Here is a 20,713-nt window from a genome sequence, read left to right as displayed (position 1 = left end):
CTGTCGCAGCCCTGATGGCGCGTTCTCGCTTCGCGCCCGTCTACAGCTCGACGTCGCGATTGCAGTCCTTCGAGTAGATATAGGCGAAGTCGTCGCTTCTGCCCACGCCGTAGCCCGCCTGCAGGCAATAGGACGCCATGAAGATGTAGTCGCCCTTCTTCACCGGCATCCACTCGTTGTCCAGATTGTACATGCCCTCGCCTGAGTAGATGAACGCTCCATGCTCCTGGTAGTGCGTCTCGACGTAGCCATGGTAGGCACCGGGCTTGAAGGACAGGATGTGGATGTTCATGTCGAAGCCCATGTCGGTCGCAGAGGGCAGCAGATCCTTCACGAGCACGTCTTCCATCCCCTCATAGGCGGTCCAATCGATATCATTGACGTTGCCGACGACGGAGTGCGGCTCAGCTCCCTGGATCGCCTGGTAGCGACGCTTGTACATGAAGCCGTGAGCGACGTTGCCCGAGGAGTTCATGAACCGAAGGACACCGCCGGGTCGCGTGTAGATGTAGCCGCCCGCCGTGATGGTCGCGGTCTCGTCCTCGTTTTCGACCTCGAGCTCGCCGTCGAACAGGTAGAGGATCGACTCGATGCCGGCAGCCCCCCAGCCCTGCTGATTCTTTCCATGCTCGTTGATGGTGATCACGTAGTCCACGAAGGTCGCGCCGAGCTTGGGCGACCCCAGGATCGTGATGTCGCAGTCCTCGAATCCGGGAATGACGTTTTTCACCAAGCCATCGGGCTCTATGAGCGCGAAGTTGTTCTTTCTGATGATCGAGCGGTTCTCGAGGATGTCGCCGCGATAGCCGGTCACGTTGTTGATGTAGCCCATGTTGCATGCTCCTTATTGTTGAACTGGTTTCTATACTGATCCAAATCGCGACCATTTGAAAGCTCGGCGCTCGATGCGTGCGCCTCCTAGGCCGCCCTTCTCCCTTCATCTGCTCGGCGACCGTTCGTGAGCACGAAGAAGATCGTTCCCGCGAGCAGCAGAGTCGCTCCGAGGTAGAAGCTGATCTCTCCTGATCGGCTGATGTCGATGATGAGGCCCGTCAGCGCAGGTGCCACGACCGAGGAGGCCATACCGAAGAAGTTGAACACGCCCAGCGTCGTCGCGACGCGGTCGCTGTCCGCCTGATCGGACATGTAGGAGATGAGGACCGGATCCACGGCCATCTTGCCGAGCAGGCCGTAGAGCAAAAGGATGATGGACAAGATGACGGCGTTCGGCGCGAGCATGGAGACGGCGACGAGCACGAAGGCGAAGCATTCGAGCAAGATGATGATCGATGCCTTCCTGTCGCGTCTCCTATCGGAGAGATGCGAGAAGTACAGCGCGCCAGGAATCGCGGTCACCGAGATCATCGAGACGATGATGCCGATCATTCCGCCGGTGATGCCCCGCTCATTCTCGAGAAACGACGGCAGCCAGGTGACGATCATGTAGTAGGCGTAGCAGGTGCAGAAGTACAGGACGTAGCAGGCGATGAAGCGGATCTTGAACAGGCCACCTCCCTGAGTCGCCGTCGCCTGACCGACGCTGGCCGCCTCCGAGCGCGCTTCGGTCTCTCGGCGCGCCCGCTCGTGCAGCTCGCGCTTCTCTGCGATGTTGTCGCGCAGCGCGATCGCGTACCAGGCGACCATGAGAGAGATCAGCACGGCCGAGATCACGACCATGGTCTGCCACGGCAGCCCGAGCTGCTTGACCAGAAAGCTCGATCCGATGAGCCCCAAGATCATGCCGACCGCTGATCCGCTGTTGACGATCGCTGCGCCGACGCCCTTCTTATCTGCGGGAACGTGCTGCGTGGTGAGCGAGAACGCCGCGCCATAATAGCATCCGCAGCCGATGCCGGCCAGCGCGCTGCCCACGAAGATCGCACCCAGACTTCGTGCCATCGCGATAAGAGCCGCACCTGCGGCGAAGACCAGAAAGCCGGGAATGAGCACGCGCTTCTGACCGAAGCGGTCAACGAGGTAGCCCGAGGGGATCTGCAGCGCCGTGTAGCCGAAGAAATAGCAGCTCGAAATCAGCCCCATGGATGAGTTGGACTGCGGGCCGATCGTCTGCTGGATCTCGGCATAGACGGGTGTCAGCATCGAGCGGTAGACCCAGATGACGACCCATCCCAGACAAAATGTGAAGACGATGGTCTTCCAGTAGTCCCTTGCGAATCGTGCGCTCACGTGTGTACCTCTTCTCTGATAGATGCCGGCTCGGATCCGATCACGTTCGCACGGCGAACGGCTCTGGCGCTCAGGGCCCTGTTGACGAGGAAGAACTGGAGCGTTCCCAGAAGCACGATAGCGATCGCGACATAGAATCCGTACACCTTCGAGCTGAAGGCATCCGACAGCGCTCCGGTGACGAACGGAGCGACCACGGACGCGGACATGCCGAAGAAGTTGAAGACGCCGAAGCTGGTCGCGACGCTCTTCTTCGAGACGAACCGCGTGAGCCAGGAGATGATGATCGGCTCCACGGCAAGTTTACCCAGAAACCCATAGGCTATGATGCCGGCGACCAGCATCGGTGCCGCCGTCAGCTTTATGATGAGAAGAAGCATCCCGGCTGCAGCAAGTTCGAGACCGATGATGAGACCGATCTTCCGTTCGGGAATTCGATCGGCCAGTCTGCTCCATATGAGCGCTCCGGGTATCGCCGAGAAGAACACGAGGGAGGAGGCGATCCCGACGATCCCTCCGCTGAACCCGCGCTCGGTCTCAAGGAAGTTCGGCAGCCACGTCTCGATGAGATTGTAGGAGTACAGAGTCGAGAAATACAGGACGTAGGCGGCGATCAGATGCGGACGAAACAGATCGCGCAGGATCGATCCGCGAAAGCGAGCATCGGCCGCATTCTCGACCTGATCTGCGGCGACGGCTGCCCGAAGCGCCGCGGCAGCGCCTCTCATCTCGAGCGCGGGCCGGATGAAGCGGGCGAACACGGCGATCATGATCAGGCACAGCACGGCTATGATGGCGGGGAACACATACCAGGGCAGGATACCTCGACCGATGAGGAAACTCGACGACACGAGCGACACTCCGCTGCCCACAGCCGTCCCGCTGTTCACGATCGCCGTCGCGAAGCTCTTGCGCTCCTGCGGGACATAGGTGGCCGTGAGCGAATAGGCCGTACCGTAAAAGGTTCCGCACCCCAGCCCGGCAAGCGCGCTGCCGCAGTAGAGCATCGGCAGCGATGCGGACAGCGCCACGACCGTGGCGCCGGCGGCGAACACGGAGAAGCCCGGGATCAGCACGCGTCTGTGCCCGAAGCGATCCACCAGCAGCCCGGAGGGAATCTGCATGAGCACGTAGCCGAGGAAGAACGAGCTCGTGATCGCCCCGATCTGCGCATTGGAGATGCCTCCGAAGTACGCGCTGATGATCGGGTAGATCGGCGTCAGGATCATACGGTATCCCCATATGACGATCCAGCCCGCCGTGAGAACGAAGACGACTTGGTTCCAGTACGGACGCCTGCCCGCTTCTCGTTCAACTGCCATATGAGCCCCCGCACTCGTGCGCCGGGCCACCGGATGAGGTTCCGACGGCCCGGCGCGGTTCGTTTACAGTACCTTTCGATAGCGCCTGTCAGGCGTCACTTCTTGAGGAACGTCCCTGGGCAGTCGCCGGCGAGCCCCCGCTTCCTGCTGTAGGTCGTTTCGCCGCGCAGGATCGTCGCGGCGACCTGGGCACCGATCGTCTTGCCGACATAGGGGCTGACCTTGTTTTTGTACTCGAGATCCTCCGCCTTGAGCGTGTAGGGCGCGTTCGGCTCGATGAGCACGAGATCCGCGTCGCGGCCGACCTCGATGCGGCCCTTTTCCGTGAGGCCGAAGCGATCCGCGACATTGGTGGACATGACCTTGGCGAACAGCGTCATCGGCAGATGACGCTTCTGGACCATCTCATCGAACATGACATCGACGCAGTTCTGGATTCCTGCGATGCCGCCCCATGCCGTGAACGCGTTGTCGCCGGCCTTGAGATCGGGCGTGCACGGCGAGTGGTCGGAGACGACGAAGCTGATGAGTCCGTTCTCCACGCGCTCCCACAGCGCGTCTCGCTGCGCCGCATCTCGGATGGGAGGAGAGCATTTCGTGATGTTGCCGATGGCGTCGAGGTCGTCGGTTGTGAAGTAGAGATAGTGCGGGCAGGTCTCGCAGGTGATGTCGAAGCCCTCCGCCCGCGCGCGAGCGACCTCGTCCACGGCCTCCTTGCAGGTGCAGTGGCAGATGTTCACGCGGCAGCCCGTGAGCTTGGCGAAGAAGATCGCACGGCGCACAGCCTCGAGCTCGGTGAAGACCGGTCGGGTCGCGACGTAGTCCGCCAGCGTCTTTTTGCCCTGCTCCTTGGCGATCTCGCCGAGCCGATCGGTGATGGCGGCGTTTTCGCAGTGGAGGTCCAGAACCTTGCCGGTCTCGGCGATCTGGCGCATGCCCTCGTACAAGGAGTAGTCGTCGACGTTTTGGAAGTCGCCCTCGATGTTCGGGTCGCCGCAGGTGGCCAGAAACGCCTTGTAGCCGACCACGCCGCCCTGATCGAGCTCTTGGATGCCGCCGTCGAGGTTGTACGGGGTGAGCCCGCCGAGCGAGGCGACATCGACGCGCAGCTTGCCGCTGCCGGCCGCCTCCTTGATCTTCAGACGCTCGCCGTCGGTCGTCGCCGGGATCTGATTCAGCGGCATCTCGACGATCGAGGTGATGCCTCCCTTGGCGCAGGCTGCGGTGCCGGTGGAGTAGCCCTCCCAGCCGTCGCGGATGCCGCCGCCCGGATCGGTGATGTGCGCATGACCGTCGATCATGCCGGGGCTCACGACGAGCCCGGTCGCGTCGATGGTCTTGGTTCCCTCAAGGTCGTCGCCGATGCCTGAGATCCTGCCGTCTTTGATGGCGATGTCGCAGGTCATCTCCCCGCCTTCAAGTATGACAAGGCCGCCTTTGATAACGAGATCATTGCTCATGTCCGTTCCTCCTCTGTGTTGCCGGTCTGCTGTATTCCGATCCCTTTCAAAGATCCGCTTCGCGTCGAGACCGGTGCGCCAGCGCACCGGTCCGCCCTCATCGGGTCTCCGAAAACCGTGACTGGCCCGCTCGTCGGGCGGCGACCTTCATGATGATGGTATAGATGATGAGCGCCGAGGCGAATCCCACGATCCAGGAGATATCGGTCAGCGACTTGAGCGCCGGGATGATTTTGCCCGCATAGGATATCACGAGACCGGCGAGGGTGGCGAAGATCGCCTCCCACCTGATGCCGGCATAGGGGTTGGTCGAATCTTTGCGCGAGACGTCCATATACAGCGCATTCAAGTCGATGGTTCGCCTCGTGACGAAGTAATAGTGCGCGATCATGACGCCTGCGACCGGACCCAGAAACGCGCCCACGAAGTTCAGGAACTCGTAGATGCTCGCAGAGTTCGCCATGAGGTTCCACGGCATGATCGCAAAGCTCACGATGCTCGCGATGATGACACCCTTCTTATAGGTGACGCGCTTCGGGAACAGCGCCGAGAGCTGGTAGGCAGCCGGGATGATGTTGCCGGTTGCGTTGGTGGAGATCGTCGTGAACAGGAACAGCAGCGTGGCGAAGATGACAGCCGGCAGGCTGTCCCACCGGTTTATCAGCTTCGTGATGTCCCACTCCTGCACATTGAAGGCGATAGATGATCCGAGCAATATGACGACGCTGCAGAACGCGAAGATCATATAACCCACGATGAGACCCGCCGACTGACCGATCTGCTGAGATCTGGTCGATTCGGCATTCTGCGTGAAATCCGAAACGCTCGCCCCGGGTGCGGCCCAGACCGCGAGCACCGAGCTGAATATCATGAGGTAGATGAACGCCGGATTGACAGAGCCGGCTTCTCCTTGGCTGTAGGCGAAGATGGGGGCGAGCCCGCCGGCCGCCCAGATGGCCCACGCGGTCATGCCGAAGATGACGATGTAGATGACAGGCGAGAGTATGCCGGTGAACTTATTCAGGATGCCGCCCCCGCCGAGGCCGATCGCGACGTTCAGCAGCCAGAAGATCGTGAACGAGATGAGACCGGGAACGCTGATGCCCAGTATGGTCGCCCCTCCGCCGAGAGAAAGGAAGCCCGGCCACACCTTGCTGATGATAATCGTGAGCGCGAGCGATCCCGTGTAGTTCTGAAGGCCGAACCAGGCGATGGCCACGATGACACCTCGAATGATGCCGGGCGCTTTCGCTCCGAGATTTCCGTAGGTGGATCTCAGGTGCATGGCGAACGGGATGCCGTAGCGCGATCCCGCTTCACCGTTCGACGCCATGAACAGAGATACGAGCAGGGCGGATATGACGAGTGCGATCATAACGTTCACAGGGGACAGCCCCAAAAACAAGAAACCGCCGACCGCTGCGTAATTCGGGATGTTGTGAACCGAGCCCATCCACAGCGTGAAGTAGTTGATAGAGCTCATATTGCGCTTTTCGGCGGACTTCGGCAGCAGATCGTCGTTGTAGCCGCGATCACGATACCTTGCCAGCTCCTCCTCGGAGATCCGGCAATCCTTCCCATCGGTGCCCACGATTTCGCTCCTTAGCTGCATTGCGGATGGATGCTAATAGGCGAGCGCGTGCAATGCGGCGCCCAGGGTGCGGATTCCCTCTTTGAGGTCGGCCGGCTCGGTGTACTCCTCGGGGCTATGGCTGATGCCTTTCACGCTTCTCACGAAGACCATGCCGGTCGGGATGTGCGGAGCGATGATCTGAGAGTCATGACCGGCTCCGGAGTGCATGACGCGATAGCGCACCCCTACCTCCTTGCAGGCGCTCTCGACGCATTTGACGATAGCCGGATCCATGGGGACGGGGTCCGCATCCATCCAACGGTCGATTTCGATCTCGACGCCGTGCTCGGCGGCGATCTCGGCCATGTCGGCCTCGATCTGCTCGGTGAAGCGCACGAGCGCGGCTCGATCGGTGTGACGGCAATCCATCGTGAACATCGCGTCTCCGGGGACGACGTTGACGGTGTTGGGTACGACTTCGATGTGACCGAAGGTGAGCACGAGCGGATCCCCTTCGTCGACAGCCTTGCCAAGGGATCGGTTCACGATCTCGGCGAAGACCTGGATGACATCGTGACGATAGCACATGCGCGTCGTTCCGGCATGGTTGGCCTCGCCTTTGAGCGTGATGTTGTAGCGCCGCTGGCCCACGATGGCGTTGACCACTCCCACGGGGATGTCTTCCATCTCAAGGGTGTTGCCCTGCTCGATATGCAGTTCGACGAACGCCTTCATATGATCGGCGGCAGACGTCGGTGAGGTCCGTAAAGAGAAGCCGCAGTCTCGCATCGCATCGGCAAACGAGATGCCCTCCGGGTCGACCACGTCCGCGATCTCGGAGGCGGGCACGCTACCGACGAGATTCTTGCTGCCCCAGAACACGAATGGGAAGCGGCTTCCCTCCTCCTCAGCCATGGATATGACGGTGAGATTCTTCTTCGGCCGACCGTATTCCTCAACCAGGTGCTTGACGGCCAGAAAGCCGCCGATGACACCGAGCGCGCCATCGTACTTGCCGCCTTGGATGACCGTGTCCACATGCGAACCGGTCATGATGATGTCCTCGCTGCCGTCGGTGCCCGAATAGGTGCCATACAGGTTGCCGACCTCGTCAAAGGAAGCGACCATTCCGGCCTCTTCGAAACGCTGCTTCAAAGCGAGCTGCGCGGCGAGCCACTCCTTGGTGAACAACAGTCTGGTCATCCCTCCTGCAGGGTCGGCACCGTTTTTAGCAAGCCATTCGACATTTTCCACGATTTCGTTTTCCGTCACGCTCATGTGTGCCATCTCCTTTAGGGATGTTGTCTGCGACTGCGACCTCACTTCGGTTGCGGGGCCCGGACCGGCGCATCGTCACCTGGAGGTGAGAAGCCGTTCGCTTGCGACTGACGTTACCCATAAGACTACGCAGGCCTACACACAGCGACAATATCCACATTGGCTAGATACACCTTGTTATTATTATCCAGAATAGGGAATGTATGAACAGCCAGTCAATGGTTAACTGGTGACAGGAAAAGATCGTCCGGTCACACGGTCGGACGACATGAGGCTCGTTCAAGAAGGCGGAGATGACGATGCTCTACACCGTGGTAAAGAAGAACTCCTATCAGGACTCGATCAATCTGATGTTGCTCTCGAACAAGGTCAACGCTCTTGATGGAGTGACCAAAAGCCAGATCATGATGGGTACCGATGCGAACAAGGGCATATTCAAGCAATCGGGCCTGCTGACAGATGAGGCGGATGCCGCAGAGCCCGGCGACATGGTCGTCGTCGTGGACACCGATGACGAGTCCGTCGTTGATGATGTCTTGAAGGAGGCCGATTCATTTCTGGCTGATCTGTCAGTGAAGAGCAAGGGTCAGGCGAACAAGACCGTGGAATCATGGGAAGAGGCGATCGAGGAGCTTCCCGATGCGAATCTCGCAGTCTTCTCCATACCGGGCGAGTACGCCGCGCCCGAGTTGGAGCGCGCTCTCGATCTGGGGCTCAACGTCTTCTCGTTCACCGATAACATCGCGATCGAGGATGAGGTGCGTCTGAAAAAGAAAGCCCACGAGAAGGGCCTGCTGCTCATGGGTCCGGATTGCGGTACGGGCATCATCTCGAGCATTCCCATCGCATTCACGAATGTCATCCGACCGGGCAACATCGGCATCATCGGTGCGTCCGGTACCGGCATACAAGAGGTCTCCTGCATCATCGACAGGCTCGGCCAGGGCTGCGTCCATGCGATCGGCACAGGCGGGCGCGATCTCAGCGAGGATGTCGACGCCATCACCGTCAAGGACGCCATCGCCGCTCTCGACGCGCATGCCGCGACCGACGTCTTGTGCATCATCTCGAAGCCGCCGGCACCGAGCGTTCGCGATGAGGTGCTCGATATGCTGCAAAAGGTGACGAAACCAGTCGTCGCCATATTTCTCGGTGAGCGACCGACGGCGCACGAGGGCAGGGTGCATCTGGCGCACACCCTCGAGGAGACGGCGCGGATCGCCGTGGATCTCGCAACGGACCACGATGTCAAACCATGCTACGTGGAGCCGCTCGCCCATGATGTCACCCGGACGCTCGGTCGAGATCGCACGGTCGTGGGTCTCTACTCCGGAGGCACGCTCGCAGCGGAGGCGGCGATGATGGTCTCAGAGGCGCTCGATCTAGGGGGTCTGATCAAGAAGCGGGGCTTCGTGCTCCAGCACGAGGGATATGACGTGATCGATCTCGGCGACGACGTCTACACGCAGGGACGTCCGCATCCCATGATCGATCCGGATGTGCGCATCGAGATGATGCGCGACTACGCTGGCAGAAAGCAAACCGGTGTCATCCTGTTCGACTGCGTGTTGGGCTACGGCGCGCATCCGGATATGGCCGGATCCCTCGCCCCGGTCATCACGGAGTGCCTTGATGCGGCAAAGCGCGAAGGGCGCGAGCTGTTCTTCGTCGGTACGGTCGTGGGCACCCGCAGCGATCCGCAGGATTACGATCGCTGCCTCAAGGTGCTGAGCGAAGCGGGGGCCCTCATGGAGGCGACGAACGCGCAGGCGACCCGTTTGGCGCTCGCTCTCAAGGGGATCTCATGTCCGGAGCCAGAGAAGGGCACGGTGGAATACAAGATCAAAGACGACTCCGCGTTGCCCGAGCCCACCGACGCCCTCATGGAGCTACTGGATTCCAAGCCGCGCATCATAAACGTCGGCATCGAGAGCTTCAACGATTCGGTTCGCGCGTTCGGCGGCTCGTCGGTCCAATACACCTGGAAGCCCATGGCCGGCGGCAACAAGCGCATGATCCATCTTCTCAGCGAGCTTCGCAAGCACGAGGAGATCGACGATGAGAACGATCGCATCATCGAGAGATTCAAGCAATCGCAGCCGTTCCTCGTCGACGTCGTACCCGCAAAGTCCGTTATTCCCGAGATCAACGGCAAGGTGATCTTGCATGCAGGTCCCCCGATAGATTTCGAGAGCATGACAAACCCCATGCAGGGCTCCTGCATCGGAGCCGTGCTGTTCGAGGAATGGGCAGACAGCGAGGATGAGGCGGTGAAGCTGCTGAGAAGCGGCGAGGTCACGTTCATGCCGTGTCATGACGTGCACGCGGTCGGGCCGATGGGGGGCATCACGACCCAGAACATGCCGGTGCTCGTCGTCGAGAACAGGGTCGACGGCACCGTGGGCTACTGCACTCTGAACGAGGGCATCGGCAAGGTTCTTCGATTCGGTGCGTACTCCGAGGAGGTCATCGACCGCCTGCGTTGGATGCGAGACGTACTCGGTCCGGTGCTCTCCCAGGCGATCCGCCACAGCGAAGAGGGCATCAACCTGAATGTGCTCGTCGCGCGCGCTATCACGATGGGCGACGAGTTCCATCAGCGCAACATAGCGGCATCTCTGTGCCTGCTCAAGGAGGTCGGTCCTCTTATCACCGAGATCGACGTCGAAAAAAGGAAAAAAGAGCAGGTCATGCACTTCCTCGCCGATACCGATCAGTTCTTTTTGAACGTCATGATGGCTATGGGCAAGTCGATCGTCGACTACGAGCGCAAGGTTCAAAAGGGCTGCATCGTGACGACGATGTGCAGGAACGGGCGCGATTTCGCGATTCGCATATCGGGTATGGGAGACCAGTGGTTTCTCGCACCGGTCAACACGCCTGATGGCCTGTACTTCACCGGATTCTCACCTGAGGACGCGAACCCCGATTTCGGCGATTCCGCGATCGCTGAGACCATCGGCGTCGGCGGGATGGCCATGGTCGCCGCTCCGGGTGTGACGCGTTTCGTCGGCGCCGGCGGATTCGAGGATGCGCTTGCGATCTCCGACGAGATGGAGCGCCTGTGCGTCACGCATAATCCCGCTTGGACGATTCCGACTTGGGATTTCAAGGGGACGTGTCTGGGAATCGACATCAGAGAGGTGGTCGCCACCGGTATCACACCGCTCATCAACACGGGCATCGCGCACAAGCAGGCGGGCGTCGGCCAGATCGGCGCCGGAACCGTGCGCGCGCCGCTGGGCTGCTTCGAGCGCGCCCTCGAGGCGTACTGCGCCTCCCTCGGTATCGAGTAGGCGGGAGCATCCGGTGGCCGATCTGACAACCAGAATCGTGGGAGATCGCGCGCGGGTGTGCTCCCAGCTGCTCGATCGACTGCCCGCCCGCGGCAGCGGCAGCGTGCTCAGCGCGTACTCCTCCGGATTCAACATCTCGGTCGGCGAGGAGCTCCTCTACATGGGGAGCACGGACAGGGCGCTGTCCTGCACGGGTGCTGCCGTGTCCGCACGCGAGCGAAACGTCTTGCGCGCGAGAGCTCGTCCGGGTGATCTCGTGACGCTGCGCGACCGCGTGGTGCGCGTCTACGATCGGCTCGGCGTGACCGAGATCGATCTCAGCGGGTTCGAGCCGGTTGATCTGTCGCTTGCGAGCATCAGAAGCGCCGCCATCGATGATGAAGCCCGCACGGCGCTGATTCGGTGTTTGGATGAACTCGATCTAGCCACGACGATCGGGATCGCGCGTGACGCGCGACTGCGAGAGCATCTGCATCGTCTGGCTGATCCGGATTCAAGTTCCGCTGGAATCGCCCGTGGAGTGGAGTTTCTGCTCGGGCGCGGTGCGGGCCTTACGCCGAGCGGCGATGACGTGCTGATGGGCTTGGGTGTCGCGCGCTGGCTCCAACGGCGCGAGACGCGGCTGATCGATGCGATCAGTCGATCCGGACTCGATCGGACGACCCCGGTGAGCCGCGCCTATCTGCGCGCGCTGATCGCGGGGGCGGCCAATGAGAACTACATCGATCTCGGGCGAGCCGTGGCTGCCGCTCAGACGGAGCGCTTCGGCGGATTAATCAAGTCGATTCGCGCGGTTGGCCATACCTCGGGCAGCGATAGCCTGCTCGGTTTCGCGCTCGGCTGGGGTCTGGATGTCGATCGGCTGCTTTCGACAAAACCGCAGCGCACTCACAGCGGGTGCCGTGCGAGCACCTCAGATGGTTCTATAGCGAGTCCGGGCGCATTTCGCGTCGTAAGAGGGACCCGCATGAATAGGATGTGTACGCGTTCAGGGATATACCACCTAGCATAAGGAGACGATCATGCTGCTCGCACGAGAAGAACTGAAGGAACTGATGAAGAACAAGTTCATGGCGGCCGGCCTGCACGCAGATGATGCCGACAAGACCGCGGAGGTGCTCACGTGGGCTTCCGAGCGCGGTCTGCACAGCCACGGCGAGGTGCGTGTCGAGTACTATAGCGAGCGCATCTCCAAAGGCGGCATCACCGTCGATCCCAACTGGACCTGGGAGCAGACCGGGCCGTGCTCGGGCATGCTCGACGGCGACAACGGCTGCGGATACCCTTTCGCCATCAAGGGACTCGAGTACGCCATGGATCTGGCCAAGGAGAACGGCATCGGCATCGTCGGCGTCCGGCGCGTGTCTCACACCGGTGCGCTTGGCTACTATACCGAGATGGCCGCGAAAAACGATCTGTGCCTGCTCACGATGTGCCAGTCCGATCCCATGGTCATACCCTTTGGCGGCGCCGAGCCGTTCTACGGTACGAACCCCATCGCCTTCGGCGCGCCGACCGCAGATGAGCGTTTCGTCAACTTCGACATGGCGACCACCGTGCAGGCGTGGGGCAAGATCCTCGATGCCAGAAGCGCGGGACGCTCGATACCCGACACATGGGCCGTCGACAAGGATGGCTGCCCGGTGACCGATCCGCATAAGGTCAACGCTCTGGTCGCGATCGCGGGCCCCAAGGGCTACGGCCTCATGATGGTCGTGGACATTCTGTCGGGCGTGCTGCTGGGCGTGCCTGCCGGCAAGCACGTCTCCTCGATGTACCACGATCTGTCCGAGGGCCGCAACCTCGGTCACATCCACATCTGCATCGACCCGTCGCGCTTCTGCGGGCTGCAGGAGTTCAAGACGCATATGTCCGAAGTTCTGGATGAGCTGGGCGCCGTCAAGCCGGGCCCCGGATCGGACAAGGTCTACTACCCGGGCGAGCGGGCGCTTCTGCGCAAGGCCAAAGCCGACGCCGCCGGTGGCATCGAAGTCGTCGATGACATCTACGAGTATCTGAAATCCGACAAGCTCTATATCAACAGCTGGGACCACAAGAACCGTTTCGCTGAGTGAGCTATTCATGAGCCGGGGCACCCGCGGGCGTCCTCGGCCGCCGAAGAGCAAGGCCGAACGGTCTGCCCTGTCTGAGAAAGGGATTGCTATGTCACGATCATATGGGAGGCGCGAGCGCATCGTCGTCGCACTCGGGGGAAACGCGCTCGGTGAGACGCCGGAGGAGCAGATGGCGCGCGTGCGCGCTGCAGCGCCGACGCTTCTCGAACTCATCTTGCAGGGCAATGAGATCATCATCACCCATGGGAACGGCCCGCAGGTCGGCATGATTCAGAATGCGTTCGCCACCGCGACCGATCCGAAGGTCCCGCCGATGGATCTGCCGGAGTGCGGTGCCATGAGTCAGGGCTACATCGGCTACCAGCTCCAGCAGGCGATCGGGGTGGCGCTGCACAAGGCCTACAAGCGCTGGCACGTGGCGACCGTCATCACCCAGATCGAGGTGGATCCGGACGATCCGAGCTTTCAGCATCCCTCCAAGCCGATCGGACCGTTTCTCACGAAAGAGGTCGCCGATGCGCAGCGCGCCGATCATCCGGAAATGGTCTTCATCGAAGACTCAGGTCGCGGCTGGCGTCGCGTCGTCGCGAGTCCCGAGCCCAAGAAGATCGTCGAGGCCGATTCGATTCTGCATCTGCTCGACAATTCGTTCATCGTCATCGCCTGCGGTGGCGGCGGGATCCCGGTCGTGCGCGATTACGCCGACAAGGGCGCCTACAAGGGCGTGGCAGCGGTCATCGACAAGGACATGGGCGGCGAGCTGCTCGCCGAGGACTGCGACGCGGACGTTTTGTTCCTGCTCACGGCAGTCGAGCACGTGGCTGTGAACTTCGGGCAACCCAACCAGATCGATCTGAAGGATGTCTCGGCTGATGAGGCCGAGATAATGGCCGACGAGGGCCAGTTCGGCAAAGGTTCCATGGAACCCAAGGTCCGATCGGCGATCAAGTTCGCTCGCTCGCGCAAGGGGCGCACCTGCATCATCGGCGCGCTCGACAAGGCACCCGAGACGATCGCGGGTCTGTCGGGCACCCGCGTGCACGGCTGAAGGGACGGCGAGCCGACGAGAGGCCTCAGAGCGCTACCGTGACAGATGACAGCGGGATCGCCGCCGAGGATGCACCAGCAGCCTCAGTCGAGCTTGGAGAACGACCAAGCCATGTCCGCCTGTCGGAGCACCTCGACGATACCCCAGCGCTGCGTGCTTCTGATGCTGCTGTTGGGATCGTGGATCGTGAGCATCCCGCGCTCGTCGATGCTCTCGACCACGATGAAGTGACCCACCGTGGTGAAGTCGCCGACGCCCATGCTCAAGATGAGCGGATGCCCCGAGTTCAGGGCTGCGGTGACACCGGCACGCGTCGGGCGCATCTCGGTGCCCGACAGACCGATCGCGCGCGCCCCCTTCGTCATGAACGCCCATTCCGTTGCACCGGTCGGAGCGTAGCCCCCCGCGTCGGCAACAGCGCACATCTCGAGGGGGCCGAGGTCGGTCCTGCCGGTCAGATAGATGCAGATCATGGCGACGCAGGTGGGACCGCAGCCGTTTTTGCCGATGGTTCCGCCGGCGTAGGGTTTGTCGCACCACATGATATCGCCCTGGTAGAGGTGGGGCATCTCGCCCTGACGCCATTGCGAGCGCGGCGTCGAGATCATGAGATCATCTTCGAGAGAGCGCCGGTCGTCTTCTTTGCTCTGCTCGCCAGTGTCGGTCCGCCCGCAACGCCGCTCCGCGCTCGGATAGAGCAGCATGCCCAGACCGAGACTGAGAGCCAACAGGATGAACACCGTCAAAGCCGCCAGGGACCGGGCATGAAACAGCGGACGGGGACCGTCATGCGCATGCGGCTGCCGTGCGCGCACGGTGTGCCGGTCCGCGCGGTGATCGCGGGTCCCGGCGACGGGTTTTCTGACACCTCGCGTCTCACCCGGATGCTCGAGGAGTCGCCGGCCTCCATCGCATGCCGCCCGCGGGCGCGGCGTATGTCCCGCCCTGTTCGGGCTGCGCGCCTCCCGGTTGTCTGACCGCGCGGCCGCACTCGGCTCGGACCGATGAAACCTCGTCAGCCGGACAGCTCTGCGCGCCGCCTCATCACTGCGCCCTCGTCTGTCCGGCATCGCTTCGCTCGCTCCCCTCGCTGCTGCGCTGCGGCTCACCGAGCGGCTCTCCAGAGTAGTTCAGATGGCCGGTGATGGTCTTCATGTCCGCGCCGTCGATGAATGCGCTCATCGCGTCCGCGCAGTCCTCGAGAGCGCGATCGAACACGTCGGGAAAGCTCTCACATGAATCCGCTTCGGTGAACGGGTTTCTCCAGCTGAGATGATCCATATTGCCGGTTCCCGCTGCGGGCTTCTCGCTCATGCGATGTGCGAGGGAGGCGAGCAGCGAGTAGCCGCCATGGAGAGACTCAACGGCACCGACGAGGCGTTCGCCACCGGACCCCGCGGGTTCGATGATGCGGTACACCAAAGCCATGTCCCGAACGGCACCGGCGTATTCGTTGCCACCGATCTCGATGCCGTAGACCCTATGGGCCGCGTAGCTCAAAAGAGCCCCCCCGACCCGATCTGCGGCCTCGCATGTCTCAAGCGCTCCAGACGGCGAGAGACCATCTGTCGGCGCACCTGTTCGCTTGAGCTGCAACATGAGCACGTCGAGATCACTCTCTATGATAGCGTGCACCTGATGCTCAAGAGCCGCCAGACTGTCATCGGCATCCTGTATGGCGTGCTGCTCGGCATAGACGAAAGGATGCGCTGTGCGATCGAGTATGTAATGGGAGAGCATGCCGAGCGCGAAGGCCCGGCCCGTCCTGTTCTCGTCGTCCCTCAGATGGTCGACGCCCTCGCGGATCACCTCGAGCTGACGAGTCACCTGGCTCGCGTGCATCGTCGTACCGAGATGAGCGCACTCGCGCATATGAAGACTTCGGAAGCGGAAGAAGAACGGATCGGGTCCCTGGTTCGCGATGAGAAAGGCGCGCCGCTCATCTTCGGAGACGACTGTTCCCTCCGGCAGCAGATCGATGCTTTCCTCACCGAAAAGACGATGGGTGATCAAAGCTGGCATAGCGGATCCTCTCTGTGTTCGGTTGTGTCCATTATCGCTGTCTATTATATGAGGTCGCGGCAGAACCGGTGCGAAATCTCGTTTTGACCACCGAGGGCTCGGAGTGCGCCTGAATCCGTCTACCGCAGGCGTCCGCTCGAATAAGATCGGGCGGGTTCTGCCGGGGAAGCCCCCGTGATCATCGCGGCTTGCTCGATAACTCCGGTCCTCTGCGTGCGGATCTTGAAAATTCTGCTAGTATCGATGGTGGCATCGCTCACGGGGATCCTTCTTTAGGAGTGCTTTCCATCGGGATCCCGCTTGCTGTGAGCTTCGCCATGCTGTTGGGCCGTCCATATCGGGTCCGTCGCCGACGCGCGACGCGCTCTATCGAGCCTTCGATTCGCGGACGCCTCGCAGTTTCAGCAAAGCCCTCCGATTCACAGAAGGTGGTTCACATGTCATCGAAATCCATCGCCCGCGCGGGCGTCATCGCTGCGGCTTACGCGGCCTCGACGCTCGTGGTCATGATCTTTTTGGGTAACCTGGCTTGGGGGCCGGTGCAGTTTCGCGTCTCCGAGGTTCTATGCGTGCTCGCGTTGTTCACGCCGGACGCTGTCGTCGGCCTCACACTGGGTTGCGTCATCGCCAATGTCGCGAACATCGCTCTGTCCGGGACCGGTGCGCTGGGGATGCTCGATGTGGTGTTCGGGTCGGCGGCGACGCTTGTCGGCGCGCTCGTCACCTGGAAGCTGCGCCGGCACCCGGCGGTCGCGCTGCTCGGTCCGGTGATCGCCAACGCCTGCATCGTCCCCGCCTACCTGCCCATCCTTCTACAGGCGACTGGCTTCTACACCATACCGTTCACATCGATCGCGCTGGATGGATCGTGGTTGTTCATGTATGTCTTCGGGCTTGCGAGCACCGGTGCGGGGGAAGCGGTTATCATGTATGTTCTGGGGTATCCGTTGTCCCGCTCACTGTCCCGCACGCCTTATTTCAAGGATATGTCTCCTTTTCACTGCAAATAGGGTACAAAGAGGTAGCATCCTCTGGATTTCAGGCGTAGCGAGACGTGGTCGTTCTGGCGACGCCTAGAGCCGCGAGATGCGCCGACACCTGTTTGCTGGGAGCGTGAGGATGATGAAAGCGGCAATAGTGATCCCGTCGTATTGGGCCGATGCTGCCAGCGCCTCGATCGCATCGTGCGACTACGATCACACGATTCAACTCGGCGAAGATGCCAGCCAGCTCGAGGCGTGCCTCGCGTCGCTTGATCAGGTGCGCGGCAGCTTTCACGTGATCCTGCTCGAGGTCTGCGCGGCGTCTGCGACAGCTGAGGTCGCCGAGCGCATCCGTACGGTAGCGCTCCGCCATCCCGCCCTCGAGGTGAGCGTTGTCACGAACCTTGAGGCGAGTCGCATCATCGAGATGGTTTCGAACCTGGTACCCGGGGGGACGGGGGAGTGCATCTCTCTGCGCGGCTACGGTGCGATTCGCAACATGGGCTTGGCGGCAGCCGCGGTGCTCGGCTATGACGTCGTCGTCTTTCTCGACGACGATGAAGTGGTTCTCGGTCCTGATTTCATGGACCGCGCTCTGTTCGCCCTCGGTCAGGAAACCCGTCAGCGTCTGCCTATTTTAGCGAAGACCGGCTACTTTCTTGATCGCGCAGGCTCGCCGCTGGCGGACTGCGGAAGGAGGGGCCCCGCTCATCGCTGGTGGACGAAGCGTCTCGAGTTCAACCGATGGATGCGCAAAGCGCTCGCCGGCACGCGCATCTCGCGGTCGAACCATGTGTGCGGGGGATGCTTCGCGATCCACGCGCGCGCATTCACCCGTGTCGCGTTCGATCCGTTCATCACGCGCGGAGAGGACTTGGACTATCTGTTCAATATGCGCATGCAAGGGCTCGATGTGTGGTTCGACAACGAGTGGACGGTCAGACATCTGCCTCCCCGCCCGACCTCGACGGCGCCCCGTTTCATGCAGGACGTGTATCGCTGGTACTACGAGCGCGAGAAGCTTGCCTGCGCGAGCAGGAAAAAGGAGCTCTTATCGGTGACGGCGGCATCGCTCATGCCCTATCCGGGCCCTTGGATCTCCGTGGAGCTGGACCAGCGCGTCCGCAAGACCGCGTTTCGCCGCGCCCTGCTCACAAGAGAGCATCTGGCATATTGGCGCATATGGCGGCGCGGAAGCGCGGAAGCGACGCGTTATGCTCGAGAAAATGCTGAGAGCTACCTGCGGTTCCAGAGCTTCTGGCCGTTGATCATGAACAGGCTTTGGCTCAACGAGGAGCTCGCCGGCGCTCTGAGGAGCGCGTGATGGCCGCGCTCATCCCGGTGGGTCGGCCCGACTCGCTGTCCATCACGCGTGCGCTCGCCATGGTCTGCGCGCTGCTGCTTACCGGATATTTCGTTTTTACGCTGGCGATCGGCTCGGTGGGGGCGATCGCTGTCATCTGCTGCGTCTTGCTGTGCGTGGTGCTCGTGGGCGTGGTGCTGCTCGGTCTGAATCCCGATCCGCTGCGCTCGCAATACGCTCAGGAGACGCTGGCCATCGCCTCGGATATGCTCGAGGACATCAAGGGCGGTCTCAACTCAGAGAGCGCCGAGACCGTGTGCCGCCACCTGCTCTCGGAGACCCGCGCGAGCACGATAGCTGTAACCGATCAGCGCTGCGTGCTCGCCTGCGTAGGTGATCTCGCGAGCGATTTTCCGCCGGGATCGCCGATTCACACGGCGACGACGCACTACGTGCTCGACCACGGCATCGTCCAATCGTTTACCCGAGTGCTCGATGTTCTCGGAGAGGGGGGCAGGCACAGTCGGATACCGGCCGGCATCATCGCTCCTCTCATGGTCAGAGGTCATGCCGTCGGTACGCTCAAGTTCTATTTCAGAACGCCCCGTCTGGTGAACCGCACGCAGTACGCGCTCGTCTCCGGGTTCGCCGAGCTGCTCTCGACCCAGCTCGCGATCCATGAGCTCGAGATTCAAGAGGAGCTGACAGCGCGCGCCGAGGTTCGCGCGCTGCAGGCGCAGATCAATCCGCATTTTCTGTTCAACACGCTCAATACGATCGCGTCTTTCACGCGCACCGATCCCTTGCGGGCGCGCGAGCTGCTGCGAGAGTTCTCGTCGTTTTATCGATCCACGCTCGACAATTCCGGTTCGCTGATTCCCGTCGAGCGCGAGATCGCTCAGACCAGACGCTATCTCACGTTCGAGCGAGCGCGCTTCGGTGACGATCGCATCGTGGCGACATTCGATGTCGAGGAGGGGGTCCAAGACGCTCCGGTGCCCGCATTCGTGGTGCAGCCCCTTGTTGAAAACGCCGTTCGACACGCCCTCACCGGCGATGCTCCGCTTCACATAACCGTCTCGATTCGCTCATGCGCCGACGACGCCATCTCCATCGAGGTCTCCGATGACGGGGCCGGAATGGATGATGAGACGGCCACGCGTCTGTTCGATGTGTTCTCTGCCGCACCCGATACCAGCTCACCGCAGGGGCGCGGGGCCGGAGTAGCCATGCGCAACATCTCGGAGCGCATCAAGCGCTTCTACGGACCCCGCTCCTATGCAAACGTCGCGTCGAAACTCGGGCAGGGCACGACCGTGACGTTGCATCTTGATTTGCTGGAGAGTATCTTCGTTCAAAGGTAGAATAGATCGCAGGGTCATCTCAGTGCCGAGCTGGCCCATCTTCTCAATCGGGGACGACGGAAGGAACCATCCGATATGCTACGTGCCATGATCGTCGATGATGAAGCTCCTGCTCGCTCTGAACTGCGCTTTCTACTGGAGCAAACGGGCAAGGTCGGATCGATCATCGAGGCTTCCAGCGTTCGTTCGGCAATAGAGACGCTCATGGAGAATCGCGTCGATGTCGTGTTCTTGGATATCTCGATGCCGGGAGCCTCCGGGCTCCAGCTCGCAGAGGCCCTGCACAAGCTCAAGAACCCGCCATCGATCGTGTTCGTGACAGCTTACAGCGACCATGCCGTCGAGGCGTTTGAGGTAGACGCCGTGGACTACCTTCTCAAGCCTGTTGAGGAGGCGCGACTTGATCAGGCCATCGCCCGGGTTGCAGCCCGTATGAAGCCAGTGACTGACAACAAGGTCTCCATCGGTCGGATTCCGGTGGAGAAGGGCGGGCGCAAGGTGCTGATCCCCGTTGACGAGATTCGCTATATCATGGCGAAGGACGACTACTCGTGTATCTTCACCGATGATGATCGCTTCTTGTCAACCACATCGCTCGCTCAGTTCGAGGCAAAGCTGTGCGATTTCGGATTCTTCCGAGTGCATCGGCGTTATATCGTGAACCTGGGTAGCGTCGAAGACGTCGAGACGATCGCCTCCGGTGCGATCCAACTGGGCATCGCGGGGGTCCAAGATCACATCCCGGTTTCTCGACGGCGGGTGGTGCCGCTCAAAAAGGCCCTGAGTCTGTAGAAACATGCAA

Annotated in this window: 16 protein-coding genes; 8 read left to right on the top strand and 8 right to left on the bottom strand. The window is 61.5% G+C overall.

Features of this window, described 5'->3' with window-relative positions; all coding sequences use genetic code 11:
- Positions 1-40 precede the first annotated feature (40 nt).
- From allE to allC, 6 genes are all read right to left on the bottom strand, one after another.
- Positions 41-832 carry a (S)-ureidoglycine aminohydrolase gene (allE, locus tag CORGL_RS08425; protein ID WP_013709481.1) on the bottom strand — a complete coding sequence of 264 codons (792 nt, stop codon included), beginning with the start codon at positions 830-832 and terminating at the stop codon, positions 41-43.
- An 86-nt stretch (positions 833-918) separates the two neighbouring features.
- The gene (locus CORGL_RS08420; RefSeq protein WP_013709480.1) at positions 919-2,187 is read right to left on the bottom strand and encodes an MFS transporter; all 1,269 of its coding nucleotides are present in this window, start codon (positions 2,185-2,187) and stop codon (positions 919-921) included.
- Positions 2,184-3,509, bottom strand: a complete 1,326-nt coding sequence (locus CORGL_RS08415) for an MFS transporter (protein ID WP_013709479.1) — start codon at positions 3,507-3,509, stop codon at positions 2,184-2,186. The genes CORGL_RS08420 and CORGL_RS08415 overlap by 4 nt, the downstream gene beginning before the upstream one ends.
- A 95-nt stretch (positions 3,510-3,604) precedes the next feature.
- The gene (gene allB / locus CORGL_RS08410) at positions 3,605-4,969 is read right to left on the bottom strand and encodes an allantoinase AllB (protein ID WP_013709478.1); all 1,365 of its coding nucleotides are present in this window, start codon (positions 4,967-4,969) and stop codon (positions 3,605-3,607) included.
- Positions 4,970-5,066: 97 nt separating this feature from the next.
- The gene (gene allW, locus CORGL_RS08405; protein WP_013709477.1) at positions 5,067-6,560 is read right to left on the bottom strand and encodes an allantoin permease; all 1,494 of its coding nucleotides are present in this window, start codon (positions 6,558-6,560) and stop codon (positions 5,067-5,069) included.
- Positions 6,561-6,593: 33 nt separating this feature from the next.
- A complete protein-coding gene (gene allC / locus CORGL_RS08400; protein WP_013709476.1) occupies positions 6,594-7,820 on the bottom strand; it encodes an allantoate deiminase in 1,227 nt (408 codons plus the stop codon).
- Between the two features lie 293 nt (positions 7,821-8,113).
- Here allC and CORGL_RS09730 point away from each other — a divergent pair, with 293 nt between their 5' ends.
- The 4 genes from CORGL_RS09730 (at position 8,114) to arcC (ending at position 14,239) form a co-directional block, all read left to right on the top strand.
- Positions 8,114-11,116 (top strand): bifunctional FdrA/YlbE family protein, encoded by a 3,003-nt coding sequence (locus CORGL_RS09730; protein WP_245526904.1) that lies wholly within the window; start codon positions 8,114-8,116, stop codon positions 11,114-11,116.
- A gap of 13 nt (positions 11,117-11,129) precedes the next feature.
- Positions 11,130-12,128: an oxamate carbamoyltransferase subunit AllH family protein gene (locus CORGL_RS08385; RefSeq protein ID WP_013709474.1), complete on the top strand. Its 999-nt coding sequence runs from the start codon at positions 11,130-11,132 to the stop codon at positions 12,126-12,128.
- Positions 12,129-12,138: 10 nt separating this feature from the next.
- Positions 12,139-13,191 (top strand): ureidoglycolate dehydrogenase, encoded by a 1,053-nt coding sequence (gene allD / locus CORGL_RS08380; RefSeq protein ID WP_013709473.1) that lies wholly within the window; start codon positions 12,139-12,141, stop codon positions 13,189-13,191.
- Between the two features lie 88 nt (positions 13,192-13,279).
- Positions 13,280-14,239 carry a carbamate kinase gene (gene arcC / locus CORGL_RS08375; protein WP_013709472.1) on the top strand — a complete coding sequence of 320 codons (960 nt, stop codon included), beginning with the start codon at positions 13,280-13,282 and terminating at the stop codon, positions 14,237-14,239.
- 83 nt (positions 14,240-14,322) lie between these two features.
- On the opposite strand, the gene CORGL_RS08370 is transcribed toward arcC, so the two are convergent.
- Positions 14,323-15,054, bottom strand: a complete 732-nt coding sequence (locus CORGL_RS08370) for a C39 family peptidase (RefSeq protein WP_245526903.1) — start codon at positions 15,052-15,054, stop codon at positions 14,323-14,325.
- Between the two features lie 229 nt (positions 15,055-15,283).
- Complete coding sequence (locus CORGL_RS08365) at positions 15,284-16,261, bottom strand: zinc dependent phospholipase C family protein (protein ID WP_013709470.1); 978 nt, start codon at positions 16,259-16,261, stop codon at positions 15,284-15,286.
- A gap of 437 nt (positions 16,262-16,698) precedes the next feature.
- Between CORGL_RS08365 and CORGL_RS08360 the strand changes: the two genes are divergently transcribed.
- From CORGL_RS08360 to CORGL_RS08345, 4 genes are all read left to right on the top strand, one after another.
- On the top strand, positions 16,699-17,271 hold the full coding sequence (locus CORGL_RS08360) for a QueT transporter family protein (protein ID WP_013709469.1): 573 nt from the start codon (positions 16,699-16,701) through the stop codon (positions 17,269-17,271).
- A 112-nt stretch (positions 17,272-17,383) separates the two neighbouring features.
- Positions 17,384-18,568, top strand: a complete 1,185-nt coding sequence (locus tag CORGL_RS08355) for a glycosyltransferase (RefSeq protein WP_041738731.1) — start codon at positions 17,384-17,386, stop codon at positions 18,566-18,568.
- On the top strand, positions 18,568-19,911 hold the full coding sequence (locus tag CORGL_RS08350; RefSeq protein WP_013709467.1) for a sensor histidine kinase: 1,344 nt from the start codon (positions 18,568-18,570) through the stop codon (positions 19,909-19,911). The genes CORGL_RS08355 and CORGL_RS08350 overlap by 1 nt, the downstream gene beginning before the upstream one ends.
- Positions 19,912-19,986: 75 nt before the next feature.
- The gene (locus CORGL_RS08345; protein WP_013709466.1) at positions 19,987-20,703 is read left to right on the top strand and encodes a LytR/AlgR family response regulator transcription factor; all 717 of its coding nucleotides are present in this window, start codon (positions 19,987-19,989) and stop codon (positions 20,701-20,703) included.
- Positions 20,704-20,713: the final 10 nt, after the last annotated feature.

It is taken from the genome of Coriobacterium glomerans PW2 (assembly GCF_000195315.1).
GTDB classification, from domain to species: domain Bacteria; phylum Actinomycetota; class Coriobacteriia; order Coriobacteriales; family Coriobacteriaceae; genus Coriobacterium; species Coriobacterium glomerans.
The sequence above is the reverse complement of the archived record's forward strand: the minus strand, read 5'-3'. Positions and strand labels throughout refer to the sequence as shown.

Bases quoted from the DNA above. Each gene is read 5' to 3' on its own strand.
- allE (WP_013709481.1), bottom strand. From the start codon at position 832: ATGGGCTACATCAACAACGTGACCGGCTATCGCGGCGACATCCTCGAG.
- CORGL_RS08415 (WP_013709479.1), bottom strand. From the start codon at position 3,509: ATGGCAGTTGAACGAGAAGCGGGCAGGCGTCCGTACTGGAACCAAGTC.
- allB (WP_013709478.1), bottom strand. From the start codon at position 4,969: ATGAGCAATGATCTCGTTATCAAAGGCGGCCTTGTCATACTTGAAGGC.
- allC (WP_013709476.1), bottom strand. From the start codon at position 7,820: ATGAGCGTGACGGAAAACGAAATCGTGGAAAATGTCGAATGGCTTGCT.
- CORGL_RS09730 (WP_245526904.1), top strand. From the start codon at position 8,114: ATGACGATGCTCTACACCGTGGTAAAGAAGAACTCCTATCAGGACTCG.
- allD (WP_013709473.1), top strand. From the start codon at position 12,139: ATGCTGCTCGCACGAGAAGAACTGAAGGAACTGATGAAGAACAAGTTC.
- arcC (WP_013709472.1), top strand. From the start codon at position 13,280: ATGTCACGATCATATGGGAGGCGCGAGCGCATCGTCGTCGCACTCGGG.
- CORGL_RS08365 (WP_013709470.1), bottom strand. From the start codon at position 16,261: ATGCCAGCTTTGATCACCCATCGTCTTTTCGGTGAGGAAAGCATCGAT.
- CORGL_RS08360 (WP_013709469.1), top strand. From the start codon at position 16,699: ATGTCATCGAAATCCATCGCCCGCGCGGGCGTCATCGCTGCGGCTTAC.
- CORGL_RS08355 (WP_041738731.1), top strand. From the start codon at position 17,384: ATGAAAGCGGCAATAGTGATCCCGTCGTATTGGGCCGATGCTGCCAGC.
- CORGL_RS08350 (WP_013709467.1), top strand. From the start codon at position 18,568: ATGGCCGCGCTCATCCCGGTGGGTCGGCCCGACTCGCTGTCCATCACG.
- CORGL_RS08345 (WP_013709466.1), top strand. From the start codon at position 19,987: ATGCTACGTGCCATGATCGTCGATGATGAAGCTCCTGCTCGCTCTGAA.